Source organism: Bacillus sp. BR3(2024) (assembly GCF_039134555.1).
GTDB classification, from domain to species: domain Bacteria; phylum Bacillota; class Bacilli; order Bacillales; family Bacillaceae_G; genus Bacillus_A; species Bacillus_A cereus.
Genome location: NZ_CP152433.1, coordinates 4,944,850 through 4,965,907 on the forward strand (window position 1 = coordinate 4,944,850; position 21,058 = coordinate 4,965,907).

Here is a 21,058-nt window from a genome sequence, read left to right on the forward strand (position 1 = left end):
AACTTCCGATTGTTTTTCTTTTTCTCTATTACAATCAGTCGTTATAAAAATCAAATGTATGTTATGCCAATTTTTCTCCTAATTAAAAAAACTAAAATGTATATACCTAATGATAATTGTAACACTTGTCTTATAACTATGACAACAATCGGCCGATTGTCTCGTTCTAAATTAAGAAAAGTTTTTTAAAAATCTATTTTCAGCAAAAAAAGCGCAGCCTCATTCGGCTGCGCTTTCGAATTATTATTTAGTTTCGATTAAACCATATTTCCCATCTTTACGACCATATACAACATTAGTTTCATTTGTATCAGCATTTGTGAAGACGAAGAAATTATGTCCTAGCATATCCATTTGTAGGATTGCCTCTTCAACATCCATCGGTTTTAAATCGAATCGTTTTGTACGTACAAGTTCTAATTCATCTTCTTCTACCTCATCCAGCACAGCTACTGCTTCTGGAAGGATAAAGTTCGTTTTTATAGAACCTTTCTCACGTAACTTACGATTTACTTTTGTTTTATGTTTACGAATTTGTCGCTCAATTTTATCAACTACTAAATCGATAGCAGCGTACATATCGCTATTAGTTTCTTCTGCACGAAGTAATAAATCAGTAAATGGGATTGTTACCTCGACACGTTGCTTGTCAGAGTATACTTTTAAATTAACTTTAATCTCTGGGAATGTATCAAAATAACGCTCTAACTTACTTAGTTTTTTCTCTACATATTCCTTTAATGCTGGAGTTACTTCAATATTTTCACCACGAATGTTGAATTTCATAGATGAATTCCTCCTTTCAAGCCTATGTACTATAATTTCGACATTGGCTTAAAAACTCCTTCTAACTTTTTTAAAAAAATTAGTGGAATTGCGATTTTTTTATCGTTTTTTGTTGAAATGAAAAGATGCATCGTTTCTATCTTTATTTTATCCTATTAACATCGTGAATAACGAATATAACTGTGGACAATTCGTTACAGAAAAGAAACAACTTTTTGACAACTTACCCTATAACAAAAACCCCTTGCGAAAAACAAGAGGTTCTACTACATATATATAACGTTGCCACAAACGCAGCTTTCTCTTCCCCAAACAATATACCCTACAGTTTCACAACATTAGCTGCTTGTGGTCCACGTGCTCCATCTACAATGTCAAACTCTACTTGTTGCCCTTCTTCCAATGACTTATACCCATCTTGTTGAATAGCAGAAAAATGGACAAATACATCGTCACCATCTTCACGCTCAATAAACCCAAATCCCTTTTCTGCATTGAACCATTTCACTCTTCCTTGCATGTTCATTCCATTCCCTTCACTCTAAAAATCAGGGCATTCGCCCCATATTTTGACTATAACGAATGACAACATATGAAGTCAAAGAAGACTTATCGTCTTTTTATTATCCCTTTCGACACTGCCATATTAACTTCTATAAAGTGTCAAACTAGATACTTCCCTTGCCCCTCTTTCATATAACAAACTTCCGATTTGCCTAACTGTAATCCCTGTCGTATACACGTCATCAACGAGTAAAATATGTTGCCCAGAAAACATCTCTTCTCCCTGAAAATAAAAAGGATTGCTTCCTGACACCCTTTCTTTACGTGTCTTCTTACTTTGCTTTTCTGTTTCCCTTCTTCTTAATGATGGATAAGAAATTTTGACAGGCAAACAAACTGCTAATAACTCAGCTTGATTAAAACCACGTTCAACTTCCCTTTCCTTACTAAGTGGAACAGCGATAACAGTTGAAACATTGGCAAAACACTTTTGAAATAAACTTCGAAAAGGACGATAAAAAATGTGCACTAACTCTGCATCCCCCCGAAACTTAAACTGCGCTACTATTTCTTTCATCTTATCATCATACATATATAACGAACGGTTTTTAAAAGAACGATACTTCTCCTCTTTCATCCACCTTATACAATCTATACAAATACCGTCTTCTTGAAATGAGGCAGGAACAAATTCTAAAGGTCGCCCGCACTCCATGCAAATTTCTCCTATAATATAGGAAAGTTTCTGCTCACATCTCTCACATATATATTTTCTATGACACTTTACAAAAAAAGTGTACCAACTAACCTTTTCTACAAAATACTCATCACAAAGTAAACAATGCATTAATCGATCAATCCTTGTTCTTTCGCATTTTTATTCATACCTTGAATATGTTTTTTCGCGCGCACCATCGCCTCTGTCTTGCCATAGTGAAAATAAATGACCTCTCCATACGGTGCTTCAAAGCTCCGCCCTGCTCGGCCCGCAATTTGTACGAGCGCACTTTCTGAAAATATTTCTTCTTCCGCCCCTAAAACTGCAACTTGCAAATTTTTCACCGTTACGCCTCGCTCTAAAATTGTCGTTGTAACTAATAATGGGATTTCTCCCTTTCTGAACGCTGCGACTTTCTCTTTTCTCATCGGATCTTCTGCATGTACCCCTTCAACTTTATTATGCAATGATTTCAATAACGAGCTTATTTCTTCTATATATCGTATATGGGGAACGAATAAAAAAACAGGATACTTTTTGTTTAAGTACATCTTTAACCATTGTAGTAAAACTCGAGGAATTCTTTCACGGTTGAGGCTTTTCTTCCAATTTCCGCACCAGCAAAATAGAGGAACTGGCAACGGATGACGGTGATATCGTCCAGAAACAATAACACCTTTTTGTTTACCTTGTTTAAGTTTTCGCTTCCACGTTTCATCTGGAGTCGCAGTTAAATAAATACGCGCCGCTTTTTCTTTCATCGCTTGTTTTACCGCGTACTGTAACATTTGATCTGCACAATATGGAAAAGCATCTATCTCATCTACAACTATGACATGAAACGCCCTATAATAACGTAATAATTGATGCGTGGTCGCAACGACTAGTACTGCATCTTTTTCTTTATCTACACTCCCTCCATATAAAGCCGCTACCTTTATATATGGAAATACTTCTTGTAATCTCGGTGCTAATTCCAAAACAACATCCGTTCTTGGCGTTGCGATACAAACTCTTTCTCCTTTTTGAAGCGCTTCGTTAATACCGTAAAACAACATCTCTGTTTTCCCAGCCCCACATACAGCCCAAATAAAAAATGATTCTTTTTGCTTAATAGCCTCTATAACTCCTTGCGCCGCCAAATTCTGGCCAGTAGACAACGTCCCGTTCCACTGTAACAAATTTGAATTCTTTTCTCTCTTTCTTTCAGCAATCCCGCGAACAAGTACAGCACATTCACTTACTCTCCCCATCGCTATACACTTCCGGCAATATGTGCACACTTTACTGCACCTTTTACATAAAAACGACGCAAATAGCCACCGATCTACGTTTCCACAGCGTTGGCACATATATTTAGAATTCTTCTTTTTTACACCTTGTACACATACGATCTCTCCCTTCTTTTTCAAATCGTTTAATTCCCTCTGTAAATCTGAAGAAAGTTCTTCTAATAGCAACTGTTTCCCCGCTAGCATCAACAATCACCTCCAGCACTACTATAAACCTTTCTCATCATCTCGTAAAAACTCAAAAAAGCCGATAACCTACTTAGAAAATAGTAAGCTATCGACTTTATACACGTTTTTCATTGAATTATAATTCTATAATCTTCCGTAACCTAAGAAATGTTTTTGGTTGTAAGAGCTATTTACGCTACCATAAGTAACACCTGTTGACTCATCAGCAGCATGAATCATTTGACCGCCACCAATGTAAATTCCAACGTGAGATACGCCCGCTCTATATGTGCCTTGTAAGAAGATAAGGTCTCCTGGTTTCGCTTCAGATGGGCTAATTTTTTGTACAGAACTCCATAGACTTCTAGTATCTTGACGACCTAAACCGTAAACGTAAGAGATTAAACCACTGCAGTCAAAACCACCGTTTGAAATTGACGCACTACCCCATACGTATTTTAGACCTACTAAGCCTTTAGCTTTTTCAACAACATCTTGTCTTCCGCCACCATCATTTGTTACTACTGGTGCTGGTTTTTTCGCTTCTTCTTTTTTAGGTTCTTCTTTTTTAGACTCTTCTTTTGGAGCTTGTACAGCATTATTTGCTGGAGCTGCTGGTTGAGCTTGCGTTTGTGCTGGTTGAGCCGCCGCTGGTTGCTGTGCTGGCTGAGCTTGCGCGTCTTTAGCAGCTTGCTCTGCTTGCTTTTGAGCAGCAGCTTCTTGTGCAGCTTTTTCTTGCGCTTCTTTTTCAGCAATTTGTTGTAATTTTAATGCCTGTTGTTCAAGCTCTTTTAATTGGCTTTCCGTACTTGTCATTGTAGTTACAACTGTTTCCATTTTACCGCTTAAATCATTTACTGCAGTTTCTTTTTTCGCTTTTTCAGCGTCAAGATCTTTCTTAGCAGTTTCAATTTGAGCTTGTGCTTCTTTTAATTCTTTTTGTTTCTCTTTTACCGTTGCAACATCTTTTTTCACACTAGCTTGATCTTCTTGTTGTGTTTTCATGATATCTTCATCAGACTCAAGAATTTTAGAAACAGAAGTTAAGCGATCAACTAAATCTGCAATATTTTTAGAGTTTACAAGAACTTCTGTTACAACGTTCGTATTTGGTTGTTCTTGAAGTGCAACTAAACGCTTTCTTAATAGTTCTTCACGTTTTGCAATCTTTGTTTGTAATTCTGCAATATCTTTATTTTTCTTTTCAATTAATTGCTCAGTATCAGCAACTTTTTTCGTTGTTTCATCAAGCTTTGCAGCATTCTCTTGAACAGATTTATCTAAACCTTGAATTGTTTTGTTTAAGTCATTCATTTGTTTTTGTAATTCATCACGTTCTTGTTGTTGTTTATGTAAAGTGTCATTTTGTGTATTAATTTGTGATTTCACGTCAGAAATTTTATCTTCTGCAAATACATTTGGTGTTAGCCCAGAAAACATTAACCCTGCAACTAATGCGCAAGATGCCATTTTTAGCTTTTTCATTTTATTTTTTACACCGCTTTCTTTTTTCTTTTTCCGTATATAACCTATAAAATTTATACCATAATTCGGGATTTTTTTTGCTAATGTTACGTTTTTGTAAAACAAATGTAATATTATATGTAGCTCTAGCGCAAAATGCGTATATTTTTGTATGTATGTGTAGAAATTTATATACTTTTCTCACTTCTATAAACAAAGAAAAAACGTAAGGAATCCCTTACGTTTTATTAAATATACGAATACAAATGAAATGCTACTTCATCCATTTCTCAGCCCAATTTTGGACCTCATCCATAACACTTTCTAACGCTTTTCCCTTGTCAGTTAAGCCATACTCGATTCGAACTGGTACTTCTGGATAGACATTACGAACTACAATGCCCTCGCTTTCCAATTCCTTCAAACGCTCTGACAACATACGATCGCTCATATTTGGGATAATATCTGCAATTTCTCTAAAACGTTTCGACTCTTCAAGCAAAGATTTAATAATTAAGCCAGTCCACTTCTTACTAAGCAGAGTAAAAGCTGACTCAAACTTTGGACATAAACAAGAATTATGCTCCATATGTTTCACCTCTCTTCTATTATAATATAGTTTCTTGTAAAAAGTAAGTTATAAAACTTTCCTCATTATTTTATTTTACGTACATTTTACCATTTCCAAATATTAACTTGTCAACTAAACGTAACATACCCGTAAAAAAACCCTCTTAAAAAGAGAGCTTTTTATATCTTTATTACTTCGTATACCATCCAAGACCTAATGCACCTTCACCTAAGTGCGTACCAATTACAGCTCCAAAATAACCTGTACGAATTGTGACGTGAGGATATTTTGCTTCTAATTCTTTCTTCCATTCATTCGCTTCTTCTTCACGTTGTGCATGAATGATAACTGCTTCCATAGGTACACCTTTACTTGCTTGCTCATCAAAAATTTCAATGATACGTTTTAATGCTTTTTTACGTGTACGAATCTTTTCAAACGGAATAATGATTTTATCTCTAAAATATAAAACTGGCTTCACTTGTAACAGACTGCCGATGAAAGCTTGCGCGCTATTCAATCGACCACCACGTTGTAAATGATGTAAATCATCAACTACAAAATAGGCGTCCATCGTTTTCTTCATTTCATCAAAACGAGCGATAATCTCTTTTGGGTTCTTTCCTTCACTTGCTAACTTTGCACCTTCACGCACATAAAATCCTTGTACTTCACAACTAATTTCAGAGTCATACGTGTATACATCAATACCCTCTACCATCTGTCCAGCTGTCGTTGATGTTTGATATGTACCACTAATTCCACTTGATAGGTGAATACTAATAACTGCATCATAATCTTTAGCTAGTTCTTCATATAGCTCAACAAACTTTCCGATTGCTGGTTGAGAAGTTTTTGGAAGTTCCTCTTGTTCACGTACTTTCACATAAAAATCATCTGCTGAAATTTCAGCTTCTTCTTGATAAGATTCTGTTCCAAACACAACGTTTAATGGAATCATATATATATTGAGTTCATCACGAATTTGCTTCGGTATATATGCCGTACTATCAGTAACAATAGCTATTTTCATTTTCGTACCTGCCTTATAAAAAGTTTTATTTCCTAATTTTACACGAAAACTACAAATGGTGCATCCATACATGAAAATGCCGGTTGAAATTATACCTACCATCTCGACAAATTACAACAAAAAGATAAAATACTCACCAAAAACTTCAGCATATTTAGAAAAAATGTTTGAATATAAAAAGGCTCGCTTTTAAAATGGAAAGTACTAGTCATTTTGATAGATAGGGGCGTACACAAGTGCTATTACAATATTTAACAATCAAAGACTACGGCGAACACGAAATCGTCATTCAAAAATCAAGATTTATTTGTTATATTAGCCGAGCAACGACTGAGGAAGAGGCTCAAGAATTTATACAAAAAATAAAAAAACAACATTGGAATGCAACACATAATTGTTCCGCTTATTTAATTGGCGAACAAGATCATATTCAAAAAGCAAATGATGACGGCGAGCCTAGCGGTACAGCTGGCGTACCAATGCTGGAAGTACTTAAAAAACGGGGACTAAAAGATACCGTCGTTGTTGTAACACGCTATTTTGGTGGCATTAAACTTGGTGCAGGTGGATTAATTCGTGCATATGGAAAGTGTACAAGCGAAGGCATTAATCATGTCGGTGTTGTCCAGCGAAAACTAATGCGTGTGATGCAAACCGAGATTGATTACACATTACTTGGCAAAGTGGAAAATGAATTACGCAATTCAAAATATGCCATTAAAGATATTCATTATCTAGAAAATGTCACATTTGATACGTATGTAGAAGAAGACGGCAAACAAGCATTTACAGATTGGATGATTGAATTAACAAACGGGAAATGTACAATTACAGAAGGAGATATGTTGTACTTGGAACAAGATGTTATCTAAGCATAACCAATTTATCACCTTCAAAGATTAATGTAGTGAATTACTTCCCTACAAATGAACTAACGAACTAAGGAGATTATATATGGAAGAACGTTATTATCATCTCCAAAATAGCAGAATAAAAAAGAAGCGAAGAAGGAAACTTTTCTTCTTCCTTATTTTCGCATTTTTATTTGGCAGCATAGGAGTTTATGTGTTAAATTCTTACTCTTCTCTTATGGGGATGTATAGTGGTTTTACTCGTGAAAAATCAGATTTAAGAAACAAAGATGTAGAAATTACAAAAGAACCTTTTACAATTCTCATTATGGGTATAGAAGATTATGCGACAGATGGTCAAAATGGTCGTACAGACTCATTAATGTTTGCAACAGTCAATCCAAAAACGCAAAAGATTTCACTTATGAGTATTCCTCGTGATTCTCGAGTTAAAATTGTTGGCAAAAATAAGGAAGACAAAATTAACGCTGCCCATGCTTACGGCGGAGAAGAAATGGCAATCAAAACTGTCGAAGGCTTTCTAAAAGTTCCTGTAGACCATTATCTGAAAATTGATTTCCAAGGCTTTAAAGGTATCGTTGATGCTGTTGGCGGCGTTACCGTTGACGTACCCTTCGATTTCTGGGAGCGCTCTGACGTGGATTACTACAAAAAAATTCAATTTAAGCAAGGACAGCAAAACTTAAACGGTGAAGAAGCACTTGCTTACGTCCGTATGCGAAAGCAAGATCCAAATGGCGATTATGGTCGAGCTGCTAGACAAAGACAATTACTGGCCGCTGTTGCTCATAAACTAAACTCCACCTCTACTGTATTTAAAATTAAAGATTTAACAGCTGTCGTTGGAAAATATATAAAAACCGACATTCCTATTTCAGACGGACTTGCTCTTTATAATAAACTTTCTGGATTTGATCCTTCTACAATGCAAACGTTAAAGCTTGAAGGCGAAGACAAAAAGATAGGCGGTATTTATTACTTCCTTCCAGATCCAATCAGTGTAGAAACGGTGCGTAACGAAATTGAAAAAGAATTAGGAGAAAAAGCAAAAAACCCAACTACAAAAAACAACTCAAATCCTGATTTAAATTCAAGTTCTAATTCTAACGAACAAACAAAAAAAGCAACAAACCAAAATAAAACACCAACTGATCCGCCACCTTCTACAAATGCTCATGCAGAGTGGATTATGCGCAATCAGCCGTAACAAAAAGGCCCAATCTATTCGATTGGGCCTTTTTTATTTACTTATTAAAGTGCTGTAAAATTGCTTCTACAATACGCTCTGATGCACGACCATCACCGTAAGGATTAGATGCTTTCGCCATCTTATCATGAGCTTCTTTATCTGATAACAGCTCATCAGCAAGACCAAAGATTGTCTCTTCGTCTGTTCCTGCTAATTTCAGCGTACCTGCTTCAATACCTTCAGGGCGCTCTGTTGTATCACGAAGAACAAGAACTGGTACACCAAGTGATGGAGCTTCTTCTTGTACACCACCAGAATCCGTTAACATTAAGTATGAACGAGCTGCAACATTGTGGAAATCAATTACATCTAGCGGCTCAATTAAATGAATACGGTTATGTTCACCTAAAATTTCATTTGCTATTTCACGAACAACAGGGTTCATATGAACAGGGTACACAACTTGTACATCTTCATGCTTATCAACAAGACGCTTAATTGCACGGAACATATTACGCATCGGTTCACCTAAGTTTTCACGGCGGTGAGCTGTCATAAGTACAAGACGATCATTTCCAAGTTTCTCTAGTACAGGATGACTATATGTTTCTTTTACAGTCGTTTGTAGCGCGTCAATCGCTGTATTTCCTGTAATGAAAATACGTGACTCATCTTTATTTTCCTTCTGTAAGTTCGTTGCTGATTTTGCTGTTGGTGAGAAATGAAGATCCGCCATTACACCTGTTAATTGACGATTCATCTCTTCTGGGTATGGAGAATACTTATCCCATGTACGAAGGCCCGCCTCAACATGACCTACTGGAATTTGATTATAAAAAGCAGCTAAGCTTGCAATAAATGTTGTTGTTGTATCACCATGTACAAGTACAATATCCGGCTTCGCTTCTTTCATTACTTTATCCAAACCTTCTAAACCACGCGTTGTAACATCAATTAAAGTTTGGCGGTCTTTCATGATATTTAAATCGAAATCTGGCGTAATTCCAAAGATACTTAATACTTGATCTAACATTTGGCGATGCTGTGCTGTTACAGTCACAATCGATTCAATTTTTTCTGGGTGTTTTTGCAACTCTAATACAAGAGGTGCCATTTTAATTGCTTCTGGACGTGTCCCGAAAATTGTCATTACTTTTAAACGTTCAGTCATGTGATTGCCTCTTTTCTTTCACTAATTACAGCTCCTATTATGACATATAAAAATATGCATGAGTACATCCCTTTTTAACGCATAACAGAAACTTTTCTATTACAAATACTTTTTCTTCCCACCGAGTAATAATCTATCTTTTGTTTCTTAACATCTTCATCAGTATAACAATTTCTCCCATCAAATAAAATAGGCTCCCTCATAAGTTGTACGTACTTTTCTAACGGATAAGTTTGAATATCTTCCCATTCTGTTACGATAAAAACCGCACTCGCATCTCTAATCGATTCATCTATACATCTACTATATTGTATAGCATCTCCAAATATATTTTTTACATATTGAATTGCTTTTGGGTCGTAAAGAACAATTTCTGCACCTATATTAAGTAATGCTTCTATTATAATAAGAGATGATGCCTCTCTAATATCATCCGTATTCGGTTTAAAGGATGCGCCAAGAACTGCAATCCGCTTTTTACTCATGTTCATAACTTTTTTCGCTTTTTCAATCAATAGCAGCTGTTGCTTATTATTTACTTCAATAACCGCTTTTAACAAACGAAAATCATGAGCAACATTTCCCGCAATTTGCACCAGCGCTTTCGTATCTTTCGGAAAACACGACCCTCCGTAGCCAATGCCCGCATTTAAAAAAGATGCACCAATTCTCTTATCCATTCCCATCCCTTTGGCAACATCCAATACATTCGCGCCTACCTTCTCACATATATTTGAAATTTCATTAATGAAACTAATCTTTGTAGCTAAAAAGGCATTCGACGCGTATTTAATCATCTCTGCACTTTTAATATCTGTAACATACGTTTCTAAACATAATTCACTATACAAACTCTCTACTCTTCTTGCTACTTCCTCACTATCCGCTCCAATTACAATACGATCTCCATGAAAGAAATCATAAATACCTGAACCTTCACGCAAAAACTCTGGATTCGATACGATATGTACTGTATGCCTCCCTTTTAACTTCTCCTCAATCCATCCCTTCATTACATGATTTGTACCTACTGGAACTGTACTTTTCGTAACAACAATAATATCGTTCGTCGCATATAATCCAATATCGTTACAAGCACTCTGAATATACGTTAAATCTGCCGTCCCATCTAATAAAGGTGGTGTTCCAACTGCAATAAATATAAACTCTACATCATCAAATGCCTCTTCTTTATTTGATGTAAAAATTAAAGCATTATTCTCATATGTATAATTTATTAATTCATGTAATCTAACCTCATAAATAGGTAAATCCCCTTTTTTTATCCGTTCAATTTTTTCATCATCTATATCAAAACATGTAACTGAATGCCCTAATTTTGCTAATCCTACTCCTGTAATCAATCCAACATATCCAGTACCTACTATCGTAATTTTCATTTCCTTTTCGCACAGGAATTTACAATAGAAAAGATATGAAATATAGAACTCTCCCTGCGCTTCCCCCTCTCATATTAAAAATGAGAAAACCCTTTTCCTTCTTCATTATATGAATTACTTCCCTTACTTTTTTTAAAGTTTTTGTAAAATTAAATGCACTATAAAGTAAAACTTAATCAGTGAGAATCCGGCTGCCAGTTCACGCGTGATAAATTCCCACATTTTAACACGAAACTTACTCATTTCTACGTGCAACACTTATAATACTGAAATAAAAGTATTCACTATTGAAGAAAAAGAGGAAATGTTACATTCCAAAGCCCAGTACGATTAACCTTCTTATATGATTCAACATTCTATATACAATTGTCATATATTCTATCCGCTTCCATTAACCGTAAAAAGAAAAAAAGATTGAATTCTAATCTTTTTGTGATACCATATGTTATGAGCCTGTAAATAAACATCATAATTTTCAGATAAATTCATTAAAAAAATACGTTAGACTATAAAGGGTGGGGTATTAATGGACTCACAAGTGATTTATGCCATTTTGGCATCTTTCATCACTGTACTCGTCGTTACTCCTTTAGTTATTAAATTAGCTTTTAAAATAGGAGCGACAGATAAGCCAAACGCACGTAAAGTGCACCAAAAGATTATGCCACGTCTTGGCGGGTTGGCAATATTTATTGGTGTAGCTGTAGGATTTGTTGTCGGCGGCTTATATGAGCAAAGAATGTTATCGATAACGCTAGGTGCGATTATCATTGTAATCATCGGAATCTTAGATGATATGTACGAGTTATCTGCGAGAGTAAAATTCGGTGGACAACTGTTAGTTGCCATTATGATTGTAAAAAGTGGATTATTAGTGCAAGTATTATATATCCCATTCTTTGGGGATACTGAACTTGGATGGCTTGCTTATCCAATTACAGTATTTTGGCTTGTAGGTATTACGAATGCAATCAACTTAATTGACGGCTTAGATGGATTATCTGCTGGGATTTCATCTATCGTACTTGCAACGCTAGCATATATGGCCTTCACTAGCCCATGGGGTACTGGAACAGCTATTATATTGCCACTTGCATTAATTATATTAGCAAGTACAATTGGATTTTTATTCTACAACTTCCATCCAGCAAAAATTTTCATGGGAGATACAGGAGCACTATTTTTAGGATACTGTATTTCTGTTATATCGTTACTTGGATTATACAAAAGTGTAACGTTATTCAGTTTTATCGTTCCAATTATCATTTTAGGTGTACCTATATTTGATACGATATTTGCAATCATCCGTCGTATCGTAAATAAAAAACCTATTTCAGCACCAGATAAATCGCATTTACATCACCGCTTACTTGCAATGGGATTCTCTCATCGCAAAACGGTACTAATTATATACGCATTCGGTATTTTCTTTAGTGTAAATGCCATTATTTTCACTACTGCAACATTATGGTTATCCATTATTCTTCTTTTCGCTTTGATTTTCTTCACAGAAATCATCGCTGAAATAATCGGGCTTGTACATGAACGCTACAAACCAATCATTTCCTTTTATAAAAAAGTGAAAAAACGCGAAGACTAATTGTAGTATAGCCTTTTCAATTATGAAATATTCAAATAGCATCCTCTTTCTTATAAGAGGCTGCTATTTTTTATTCCATATTTTATATTTCCAAAATATAGATTGTTTGAGAGTTCCTCTATTGGAGAAAGATATACATAATAAGAAAAGTATCAAGTTTTCTTTTTTTACATCTTGATTGTCAAACTGAGGGTGAATGTTATGATCAAGCGAGTATTTCAATGTATTATTTTATTTTTAACGATTACTATGTACGTATCATCTAATACTGAAGCAACAACTGTTATTCCTGCTGAATATCATCCAAATGCTGAAACAACTTCTCCTACACAAAAAATTGCGTACTTAACATTTGATGACGGGCCAAACAAATATACTACACAAATTTTAAACATCTTAAAAGAAAAGAACGGAAAAGCAACTTTCTTTGTTATTGGTGGAAAAGTACCACATTATAAAAAGACAATGCAACGATTAATTAAAGACGGACATTATATCGGACTTCACAGTATGTCACACGATGTAAAACGCCTTTACACTGGTGACCCTTCCACTTTAATTGCAGAAATGGAGCAAACACAAAGCATTGTCCAGCAAGTTACGAAATTAAATACACATCTCGTTCGCGTTCCATATGGTAGTATGCCTTACTTAAAAAAGAATTACCGTGACGCACTTGTATCGGCCCAGTATAAAATGTGGGATTGGACGATCGATACATACGACTGGAAAAGCTATGACAATCCTTCTGCCATACTCGAAAGAGTACGTAATCAAAGTGATGAACAAGTCGAAGTCATTTTAATGCATGATTCGAGTGTAACCGTACAAATACTGCCAAAAGTAATTGATTACTTACAGTCACAAGGATACAAACTTCTTCCCTATAATCCTTCTTCTCATCTCAAGGTAAATTTTTGGAAAGACACAAGATTGTAACAGCTTTAGTGCCTATGTGCTAAAGCTGTTTTATTTTTCTCTTCCCACCCTTCCCATTTTTGTGTAAAATTTTAAATAGTGATGAAGTTTCGAGGTGAATAGAAATGAAACGAATAGATCTCATTTTTAACGCAATACAAAAAGGCAATTATACAGAAGGTGTAACCGCATCAGAACTCGCTACATTTCTGCAACTAGATCGCGCCAATGTAAGTAGCGATTTAAACAAACTTGTAAAAGATAAACGTTTATTAAAAACAAATACGCGACCTGTTCGTTTTTACATAGAAACGAACACTTCGTTGGAAACGCATTCAAAAGACATAACTTCATTGGATACATTTGCAATTGAAAATACGAGCCTTAAAATTGCAATTGAAAAAGCGAAAGCTTCTATTCTCTATCCTCCAAACGGTATGCATACTTTACTACTGGGAGAAACAGGGGTCGGAAAGTCTATGTTTGCTTCTTTAATGCACGAATATGCAATTGAAGTTGAACAGCTTCCCAAAGATGCACCATTTATCGTCTTTAACTGTGCTGATTATGCAAATAATCCACAGTTACTACTCGGGCAATTATTTGGGATTAAAAAAGGAGCTTATACAGGAGCAAGTGATCAAAAAGGGTTAATTGAAAAAGCACATGAAGGAATTCTTTTCTTAGATGAAGTACATCGCCTGCCTCCAGAGGGACAAGAAATGCTTTTCACCTTTATTGACCGCGGAGTATACCGCCGCCTTGGAGAAACAGAGAACGAACGTAAAGCACAAGTATTAATCATTACTGCAACAACAGAAGAACCAAATTCATTTTTATTAAAAACATTTACAAGACGTATACCGATGACTGTTACGCTGCCACCACTTCGTGAGCGTACACATAAAGAGCGCTTTGCTTTACTACAGCTATTTTTCACAAATGAAGCAATTCGTCTGCGAAAAGACATTCACGTTAGCCCAAATGCAATGCGTGCTTTCGTCTTTTACAATTGTCCCAATAACATCGGTCAATTAAAAACAGATGTTCAAATTGCCTGTGCGAAAGCCTATTCTGATTTGGTCACAAAGAAACGTGATTCTGTCTATGTTTCAAGTACAGATTTACCTTGGTATATGAAAGAAGGGTTATTCATTGAAAGGAAGAGCCGTCACCTATACCAAATACCAAATGAAACATTTGTATTTACAGGTGAGGAAGGTTGGAGTAATCATAAAACAGAAGATGAAAAACGCTCTTCTATTTACGATTATATTGACTATAAATACGAAGAACTTCAAGCACGTGGTATTGAAGAGGAAGAATTAGAATTACTAATAGAAAATGATGTTCAAAGCTTTTTCGTACAATATTTTAACCAAATATCCAAAAAAACAAGCCATGAAAATGTTTTTAAAATTGTGGATCGTAATATCGTTTCCGTATGTGAAAAAATAGCGGAACTTGCTGAAAAGCATTTATCTAAGACGTTTGATGAAAAAGTATTTCTTGCTTTAAGTTTACATGTACAGACAACTCTACAACGTTTACAAAGCGGAAAACAAATACATCACCCACAATTAAATCAAATTCGTACGAAATATAAAGAAGCTTTTTCCGTAGCTATGCAATGCATTCAACTACTGGAGGAAGAATTACAAATAACAATGCCTATTGATGAAGCTGGCTTTTTAACAATGTTCTTCGTTGTTGATCCAATTCCTGCCTCACAAACAGAAGTAAAAGTATTAATATTAGCACACGGTAATGGCATCGCAACTGAAATGGCAAACGTTGCAAACGAACTTCTCGGCATTGAGGAAGTAACCGGTATTGATATGCCGTTACACGAATCACCGAAAGATTTCTTGGAACGTGTGAAAGTGTATATGAAAACACTACAAAATGTAAATGGGCTGCTCTTACTTGTCGATATGGGGTCACTTGCTTATATCGGTGACATATTAGAAACGGAGTTCAAAATCCCTGTACGTGTTCTCTCGATGACGAGCACACCACATGCACTAGAAGCAGCTCGAAAAGCTCAGCTCGGTTATTCATTAGATGCGCTGTATGAAACAGTAAAAAATTTAACACCGTTTTACTTAAACGTACAAGAAGAAAAGAAAAAACCTCTCTCTCCAATGAAATCTGTTATTTTAACAGCTTGTTTAACTGGTGAAGGAAGTGCTTTAGCTATTCAAAAAATGTTAGAGAACTATTTACGATTTGATAAAGACTTAATTGAAATTATTCCGATTAGTATCGTCCATGAAAAAGATTTAACGAAAATGATCGAGAACATAAAAAAAGAGCGTAATATCATTTGTATCGTCACGAATTTCGATGTGCAAGTGCCGTGCTTAACATATCATTTCCATGACATCGTAAACTACACAGCGATTCAGCCCATTCAAGAATTAATTACGTATGAAGAAACATATGCAAAAATGGCGGATATTCTTGAACAACAAATGCAGCGTAACGATGGAGCATTACTTATTAAAACAATTCGTTACGCATTAAATACAATTCAAGAATTAATTTCCTTACAGCTAACTCCTGATAGCTTAATGGGGGTTATTCTGCATATGAGCTGTATGGTTGACCGTCTTCAAAAAGGAGAAAGCCTTCTTCCTCACCCTGATAAAGAGAAAAGAAGACAAGATGAATACTGGATGTATATGAAAGTAAAAAAAGCATTGCAACCGATTGAAAATACATTTGAAATACAAATACCTGATGACGAAGTATTTTACGTTATGGACTTCTTTATTAAAAATCAGCCTGTTAAAAATTAATTGAGGCCTTTTTTAAAAATATCGACCGTAACGTGAGTTATATCGGCGCAACTCAGATTATATCAGTGATTTTCAAAACATATCGATTTACCGACAATAATCGCTAAAACTAGCACCTTATATAATGAGAAAAGGCTGTTCCAACATATGGACAGCCTTTTCCTCTACTTCTTTACTTTTCTAACTCGCCCTCTTATTTCTCCTCTTTTTTGTGATTTCGTATGGACATTAACATATACATTTGCTTGAATAATTTCTTGAAGTAAATGTACAAATGATTTCCCTTGTAAAGGTCCCTCAAAATCCTCTACATTCACTACACCAGTAATACTTCCCTCGTTCAAACTAATCCCTTGCTCCAGTGGACCATACAAATATAAAACAACAGGACCAATTTGAGTAAACTTCCCTAAATGAATTTGACACGATGTAACCTTTTCTATATTTTTTAGTATTACTCTGTAATGCAATTTCGTTAAATCATCACTAAAAATAAACTCTGCTACCCCAAAAGCTTCTGTATTTACAGGAGGCACTTCCCTCTTACCTGTTAACCTGGCAAAGAAATGTGTTGTCATAAGGCATTCTCCTTATATAAATTTCCCAGCACTACTTCTACTACTTTATGGTTTAGACATAATCATTTATGACTTTTTCAATTTTAATTACAAAGAAAAGATTCACAAAATCTTTACATTAAAATCGTTCCTGTAGATTGAAAGTCTCTTGTATAATGCACATAGAAAAACATTATAGGAGGTTATTTTGAAAAAAAACAAACACATCTTTCACACATTATTAGAGATTTTTCTCGTCTCATTTAAATTAGGACTTACTTCATTCGGCGGTCCTGTCGCTCATCTCGGCTATTTTCACCACGAATACGTGCAAAAAAGAAAATGGATGGATGAACGAAGCTATGGAGATTTGGTAGCGCTATGTCAATTCCTTCCTGGTCCTGCCAGCAGTCAAGTCGGTATGGGGGTTGGATTATTAAGAGGCGGACTATTAGGAGCTATTATTTCATGGATTGGATTCACTTTACCGTCTATACTTGTTTTGGTTTTCTTCGCCTCATTCCTTAATCAGTTCGATCTTGGAAGTGCTGGCTGGATTCATGGACTAAAACTTGTAGCAGTAGCTATTGTCGCTCATGCCATATGGGGAATGGCGCGAAAGTTAACTCCAGATCGCAACCGTGCGACGATTGCGATTGTAACTGCCGCAATTGCCTTATTATGGCCAAATAGTTGGACACAAGTCATCCTTATTATACTATGTGGCTTTATCGGTTGGTTTTTATATCGCAACCAACCAATTAGCCAATCTCAAAATATAAAAGTACCTATTTCAAAAAAGATAGCAGTTTCTTGTCTCGTCTTATTCTTTGGACTATTACTACTGCTACCGATATTAAGACCGTTTTCTTATTACATCGCTTTATTTGATAGTTTCTATCGCTCTGGCGCACTTGTATTTGGAGGAGGACACGTCGTGCTGCCCCTTCTTGAAGGTGAGTTCGCACAAAACGGAATGATGACGAAAGAACAGTTCCTAGCTGGATACGGATTAACACAAGCAGTACCAGGACCACTATTTACATTCGCCTCTTATATAGGAGCAGTATTAAACGGGACGCTCGGGGCAACACTCGCAACAATTGCGATTTTCCTCCCTGCTTTCTTACTCGTTATTGGTGTTTTACCATTTTGGAACAGTGTGAGAAAAATATCATTCATACAAGGCGCACTACTTGGTGTTAACGCCGCAGTTGTTGGTATTTTAATTGCCGCTTTTTACGATCCTATTTGGACGAGTACAGTTATAAATGCTTCAGATTTCGTTTTCGCTTCGCTTCTTTTTTGCTTACTAGCTTTTTGGAAAACACCACCTTGGGTTATCGTTATACTGGGAGCCTTTGGCGGATATATTCTGTCCATTTTATAAATAGAAAAAACGACGGCATGATGTAGCCGTCGTTTTTTCTATTAAAACTTCACAAGCTCTATGCCTTCTGGCAACTCACTCTCTGTTAAAATACGCAATTCCTTCACACGATCCATTACGTAAGAAGAACGCTTCACAAGCTCTGGATCAATATAAGCTGGATGAACCATAATTTCTACCGTTTGTTCACCTTGTACTCTTTCTTTTAACTTCACAAAGTAATCTTCCGTCACACCATCCGCATAAAAGTCACTGTAAAACACATCAGAAAATGGATGCACCGCTCTATCTTCCTCACAACGACGAATCGGAACATTATATTTAGCCGCTAATCTCTCAAGAACATCATGTAAAATCGGTAAACCATGCACATGATGATGACTATCTAAATGAGTTGGTGTTAATCCGTAAGATAAAAACTGCTCAATTTGAGCAGTCCATTCTCTCTCAACTTCTTCTGGATTTATATTCCCTTCCCTTACAACACTTTGTTTATGAAACGACCCGTTTGCCCCTATGAGTGACGGTACATCCTTTAACAGTGGTTCTCCTGCCGTTAATACGAGATGTACGCCTACTCCGAGTAGGTTATACTCTTTCGCTAAGCGTACCGCATGCTCTGTTCCTGGCATATTCATCATCATCGTCGTTGAATTTACAAGTCCATTTATATGCCCATCAATAATGCCGTAATTTGTACCTTCTGTAAGACCGAAATCATCTGCATTTACAATTAACTTAATCATCATAATACCTCCTAATAGAATAAAAAAAGCGGGCTAAATAGCGCCGCTTTTACTTCTCTACCTTTTTAAAGAACTGTGGAAGATACTCTTTATGTGCTTCCAACATTTCATCTAAAATTTGTTTTGCAACTTTATCTGATGGTACAAGTGGATTGATTGTCGTAGCAAGCAGCGCCTTATGATAATCCCCTGTAACAGCAGCTTCAATTGTTGTGCGCTCAAATGATTTAATTTGTTGTACTAAACCGCGAACTGGTACTGGAAGGTCTCCAACTGCAATTGGTTTTGGGCCTTCTTTCGTAATAATACAGTTCACTTCAACAGCTGAATCATGTGGTAAGCTTGCAATTGTTCCGTTGTTTCGTGTATTAACAGGCTGGATATCACCTTTATTATTGTAAATAGACGTAATTAAGCTACATGCTGCATCACTATAATAAGCTCCGCCACGTTTTTCTAATTGTGGTGGTTTAATATCTAAGTTCGGGTCTTTATATAACTCAAATAAATCATTTTCTAATTGTTTTACTACTTCTGCACGTGTACCTTTTTCAACAGAAGCTTCTTTCTCTTCTTCTAACATTTCACGTGTTTTGTAGTAATAACGATGGTATGGACATGGAATCGCACGAAGTCCTCGAATAAAGTCTGGCTCCCAGTTAAGCGCTGCGATATTTTCCATCGTAATTTGTTTTTCTGGATCTGTCACAAGCTCTAACACACGGTCCATTACACTTACACCATCTAAGTATACATCTAGTCCGTATACCATATGATTTAAACCTGCGAAATCAACGTGAACACGACTCGCATCTACTTCAAGTAATCTTGCAAGACCCATACGAATTCCGATTGGAACGTTACATAGACCAACTACTCTTTGAATATTTGTATAACGAAGGACAGCCTCTGTTACCATACCAGCTGGATTTGCAAAGTTAATTAACCATGCATTCGGACAGAGCTCCTCCATATCCTTACAAATATCTAAAATAACAGGAATCGTTCTCAACGCTTTGAATAAACCACCAGGACCATTCGTTTCCTGACCGATTACATCATACTTTAACGGAATTGCTTCATCTTTTGCACGTGCTTCTAATAAACCAACGCGAAGTTGTGTTGTTACGAAGTCAGCATCTTTTAATGCTTCACGGCGATCAAGTGTTAAATGTACCTCGATTGGTAAGCCTGATTTTTTCACCATACGTTTCGCTAAGTTACCAACGATTTCTAACTTTTCTTTTCCTGCCTCAATATCTACTAACCAAATTTCACGAACAGGAAGCTCATCATAACGCTTAATAAATCCTTCAATTAACTCTGGTGTATAACTAGATCCACCGCCGATTGTAGCAATTTTAATTCCAGTCATGCTTTATTCCCCTTTCGCTTCAAGCTTTTTATAAAGATCGATAAACTCTGCTGCTAATTCTTTCACTGTAATCGCATTCATTAAATGATCTTGTGCGTGAATTAAAAGAACACTAACCTCTGTTTTTTCTCCTCTTGCTTCTGATTGTATGAGCTCTGTTTGGAAATGATGCGCTTCATTAATCGCTTCTTTTGCCTTTACCATCGCTTTATCTGCTTCTGCCATTTTCCCCTGTTTGGCAAATTGAAGTGCCTCCATCGCAAAGCTTCGTGCGTTACCACTATTTAAAATCAATTGGAATGGAATTTGTTCTGCTGTAGTCATCATAATTACCGCCCTCTCTATAAGGTTCAACCGATTTAAATACCCCTTCAGTTTGAACATGTCTATTAAAGTATGAATTTATTAATGATAGTTTAGTGTTCATATAGATGTTTTTCATCTTTTTGAACATGATATAAAGGTAATTGTTCTCACAGATTATGTTGTCTGTGAGAACAATT

Annotated in this window: 19 protein-coding genes; 6 read left to right on the forward strand and 13 right to left on the reverse strand. The window is 36.0% G+C overall.

The features are described 5' to 3' along the window. Positions 1 to 243 precede the first annotated feature (243 nt). From raiA to V7S45_RS25620, 7 genes are all read right to left on the reverse strand, one after another. On the reverse strand, positions 244 to 786 hold the full coding sequence (raiA, locus tag V7S45_RS25590) for a ribosome-associated translation inhibitor RaiA (protein ID WP_000671185.1): 543 nt from the start codon (positions 784 to 786) through the stop codon (positions 244 to 246). A 322-nt stretch (positions 787 to 1,108) separates the two neighbouring features. Then, positions 1,109 to 1,306, reverse strand: coding sequence for a cold shock protein CspC (gene cspC, locus V7S45_RS25595; protein ID WP_001990088.1), 198 nt, complete (start codon positions 1,304 to 1,306; stop codon positions 1,109 to 1,111). 126 nt (positions 1,307 to 1,432) lie between these two features. Continuing rightward, positions 1,433 to 2,137 (reverse strand): ComF family protein, encoded by a 705-nt coding sequence (locus V7S45_RS25600; RefSeq protein WP_342761557.1) that lies wholly within the window; start codon positions 2,135 to 2,137, stop codon positions 1,433 to 1,435. Next, on the reverse strand, positions 2,137 to 3,486 hold the full coding sequence (gene comFA / locus V7S45_RS25605; protein WP_089607723.1) for an ATP-dependent helicase ComFA: 1,350 nt from the start codon (positions 3,484 to 3,486) through the stop codon (positions 2,137 to 2,139). Before comFA ends, V7S45_RS25600 begins: the two co-directional genes overlap by 1 nt. A 126-nt stretch (positions 3,487 to 3,612) precedes the next feature. Beyond that, positions 3,613 to 5,058 carry a C40 family peptidase gene (locus V7S45_RS25610; protein WP_025686689.1) on the reverse strand — a complete coding sequence of 482 codons (1,446 nt, stop codon included), beginning with the start codon at positions 5,056 to 5,058 and terminating at the stop codon, positions 3,613 to 3,615. A gap of 148 nt (positions 5,059 to 5,206) precedes the next feature. Then, positions 5,207 to 5,521, reverse strand: coding sequence for a helix-turn-helix domain-containing protein (locus V7S45_RS25615; RefSeq protein WP_000400857.1), 315 nt, complete (start codon positions 5,519 to 5,521; stop codon positions 5,207 to 5,209). A 172-nt stretch (positions 5,522 to 5,693) separates the two neighbouring features. Further along, a complete protein-coding gene (locus tag V7S45_RS25620; protein WP_000684725.1) occupies positions 5,694 to 6,536 on the reverse strand; it encodes a DegV family protein in 843 nt (280 codons plus the stop codon). A 236-nt stretch (positions 6,537 to 6,772) separates the two neighbouring features. Between V7S45_RS25620 and V7S45_RS25625 the strand changes: the two genes are divergently transcribed. Both V7S45_RS25625 and V7S45_RS25630 read left to right on the forward strand, forming a co-directional pair. Further along, positions 6,773 to 7,408 carry a YigZ family protein gene (locus tag V7S45_RS25625; RefSeq protein ID WP_000926669.1) on the forward strand — a complete coding sequence of 212 codons (636 nt, stop codon included), beginning with the start codon at positions 6,773 to 6,775 and terminating at the stop codon, positions 7,406 to 7,408. 82 nt (positions 7,409 to 7,490) lie between these two features. Further along, a complete protein-coding gene (locus V7S45_RS25630; protein ID WP_342761558.1) occupies positions 7,491 to 8,615 on the forward strand; it encodes an LCP family protein in 1,125 nt (374 codons plus the stop codon). A 37-nt stretch (positions 8,616 to 8,652) separates the two neighbouring features. Here the strand turns inward: V7S45_RS25630 and wecB are convergent, their stop codons facing one another. Continuing rightward, a complete protein-coding gene (gene wecB / locus V7S45_RS25635) occupies positions 8,653 to 9,768 on the reverse strand; it encodes a UDP-N-acetylglucosamine 2-epimerase (non-hydrolyzing) (RefSeq protein WP_000140145.1) in 1,116 nt (371 codons plus the stop codon). A 74-nt stretch (positions 9,769 to 9,842) separates the two neighbouring features. Then, positions 9,843 to 11,168: a UDP-glucose/GDP-mannose dehydrogenase family protein gene (locus V7S45_RS25640; RefSeq protein ID WP_342761559.1), complete on the reverse strand. Its 1,326-nt coding sequence runs from the start codon at positions 11,166 to 11,168 to the stop codon at positions 9,843 to 9,845. Positions 11,169 to 11,694: 526 nt separating this feature from the next. On the opposite strand from V7S45_RS25640, the gene V7S45_RS25645 reads away from it, so the two are divergent. From V7S45_RS25645 to V7S45_RS25655, 3 genes are all read left to right on the forward strand, one after another. Next, positions 11,695 to 12,768, forward strand: a complete 1,074-nt coding sequence (locus tag V7S45_RS25645) for an MraY family glycosyltransferase (protein WP_006917642.1) — start codon at positions 11,695 to 11,697, stop codon at positions 12,766 to 12,768. Positions 12,769 to 12,969: 201 nt separating this feature from the next. Beyond that, on the forward strand, positions 12,970 to 13,707 hold the full coding sequence (locus tag V7S45_RS25650; protein WP_089607725.1) for a polysaccharide deacetylase family protein: 738 nt from the start codon (positions 12,970 to 12,972) through the stop codon (positions 13,705 to 13,707). Positions 13,708 to 13,811: 104 nt separating this feature from the next. Further along, a complete protein-coding gene (locus tag V7S45_RS25655) occupies positions 13,812 to 16,487 on the forward strand; it encodes a PRD domain-containing protein (RefSeq protein ID WP_025686694.1) in 2,676 nt (891 codons plus the stop codon). Between the two features lie 164 nt (positions 16,488 to 16,651). On the opposite strand, the gene exsM is transcribed toward V7S45_RS25655, so the two are convergent. Continuing rightward, positions 16,652 to 17,065, reverse strand: coding sequence for an exosporium regulatory protein ExsM (gene exsM, locus V7S45_RS25660; protein ID WP_025686695.1), 414 nt, complete (start codon positions 17,063 to 17,065; stop codon positions 16,652 to 16,654). A gap of 187 nt (positions 17,066 to 17,252) precedes the next feature. Between exsM and V7S45_RS25665 the strand changes: the two genes are divergently transcribed. Next, positions 17,253 to 18,434 carry a chromate transporter gene (locus V7S45_RS25665; RefSeq protein ID WP_342761560.1) on the forward strand — a complete coding sequence of 394 codons (1,182 nt, stop codon included), beginning with the start codon at positions 17,253 to 17,255 and terminating at the stop codon, positions 18,432 to 18,434. 41 nt (positions 18,435 to 18,475) lie between these two features. Here V7S45_RS25665 and chbG read toward each other — a convergent pair whose 3' ends face one another. The 3 genes from chbG to V7S45_RS25680 are packed head-to-tail and all read right to left on the reverse strand — an operon-like array spanning position 18,476 to position 20,882. Further along, the gene (gene chbG, locus V7S45_RS25670; protein WP_025686697.1) at positions 18,476 to 19,180 is read right to left on the reverse strand and encodes a chitin disaccharide deacetylase; all 705 of its coding nucleotides are present in this window, start codon (positions 19,178 to 19,180) and stop codon (positions 18,476 to 18,478) included. A 49-nt stretch (positions 19,181 to 19,229) separates the two neighbouring features. After that, positions 19,230 to 20,555, reverse strand: a complete 1,326-nt coding sequence (celF, locus tag V7S45_RS25675; protein ID WP_342761561.1) for a 6-phospho-beta-glucosidase — start codon at positions 20,553 to 20,555, stop codon at positions 19,230 to 19,232. Positions 20,556 to 20,558: 3 nt separating this feature from the next. Beyond that, on the reverse strand, positions 20,559 to 20,882 hold the full coding sequence (locus V7S45_RS25680; protein ID WP_025686698.1) for a PTS lactose/cellobiose transporter subunit IIA: 324 nt from the start codon (positions 20,880 to 20,882) through the stop codon (positions 20,559 to 20,561). Positions 20,883 to 21,058: the final 176 nt, after the last annotated feature.

Bases quoted from the DNA above. Each gene is read 5' to 3' on its own strand.
- raiA (WP_000671185.1), bottom strand. From the start codon at position 786: ATGAAATTCAACATTCGTGGTGAAAATATTGAAGTAACTCCAGCATTA.
- cspC (WP_001990088.1), bottom strand. From the start codon at position 1,306: ATGCAAGGAAGAGTGAAATGGTTCAATGCAGAAAAGGGATTTGGGTTT.
- V7S45_RS25600 (WP_342761557.1), bottom strand. From the start codon at position 2,137: ATGCATTGTTTACTTTGTGATGAGTATTTTGTAGAAAAGGTTAGTTGG.
- comFA (WP_089607723.1), bottom strand. From the start codon at position 3,486: ATGCTAGCGGGGAAACAGTTGCTATTAGAAGAACTTTCTTCAGATTTA.
- V7S45_RS25615 (WP_000400857.1), bottom strand. From the start codon at position 5,521: ATGGAGCATAATTCTTGTTTATGTCCAAAGTTTGAGTCAGCTTTTACT.
- V7S45_RS25620 (WP_000684725.1), bottom strand. From the start codon at position 6,536: ATGAAAATAGCTATTGTTACTGATAGTACGGCATATATACCGAAGCAA.
- V7S45_RS25630 (WP_342761558.1), top strand. From the start codon at position 7,491: ATGGAAGAACGTTATTATCATCTCCAAAATAGCAGAATAAAAAAGAAG.
- wecB (WP_000140145.1), bottom strand. From the start codon at position 9,768: ATGACTGAACGTTTAAAAGTAATGACAATTTTCGGGACACGTCCAGAA.
- V7S45_RS25640 (WP_342761559.1), bottom strand. From the start codon at position 11,168: ATGAAAATTACGATAGTAGGTACTGGATATGTTGGATTGATTACAGGA.
- V7S45_RS25645 (WP_006917642.1), top strand. From the start codon at position 11,695: ATGGACTCACAAGTGATTTATGCCATTTTGGCATCTTTCATCACTGTA.
- V7S45_RS25650 (WP_089607725.1), top strand. From the start codon at position 12,970: ATGATCAAGCGAGTATTTCAATGTATTATTTTATTTTTAACGATTACT.
- V7S45_RS25655 (WP_025686694.1), top strand. From the start codon at position 13,812: ATGAAACGAATAGATCTCATTTTTAACGCAATACAAAAAGGCAATTAT.
- exsM (WP_025686695.1), bottom strand. From the start codon at position 17,065: ATGACAACACATTTCTTTGCCAGGTTAACAGGTAAGAGGGAAGTGCCT.
- chbG (WP_025686697.1), bottom strand. From the start codon at position 19,180: ATGATTAAGTTAATTGTAAATGCAGATGATTTCGGTCTTACAGAAGGT.
- celF (WP_342761561.1), bottom strand. From the start codon at position 20,555: ATGACTGGAATTAAAATTGCTACAATCGGCGGTGGATCTAGTTATACA.
- V7S45_RS25680 (WP_025686698.1), bottom strand. From the start codon at position 20,882: ATGATGACTACAGCAGAACAAATTCCATTCCAATTGATTTTAAATAGT.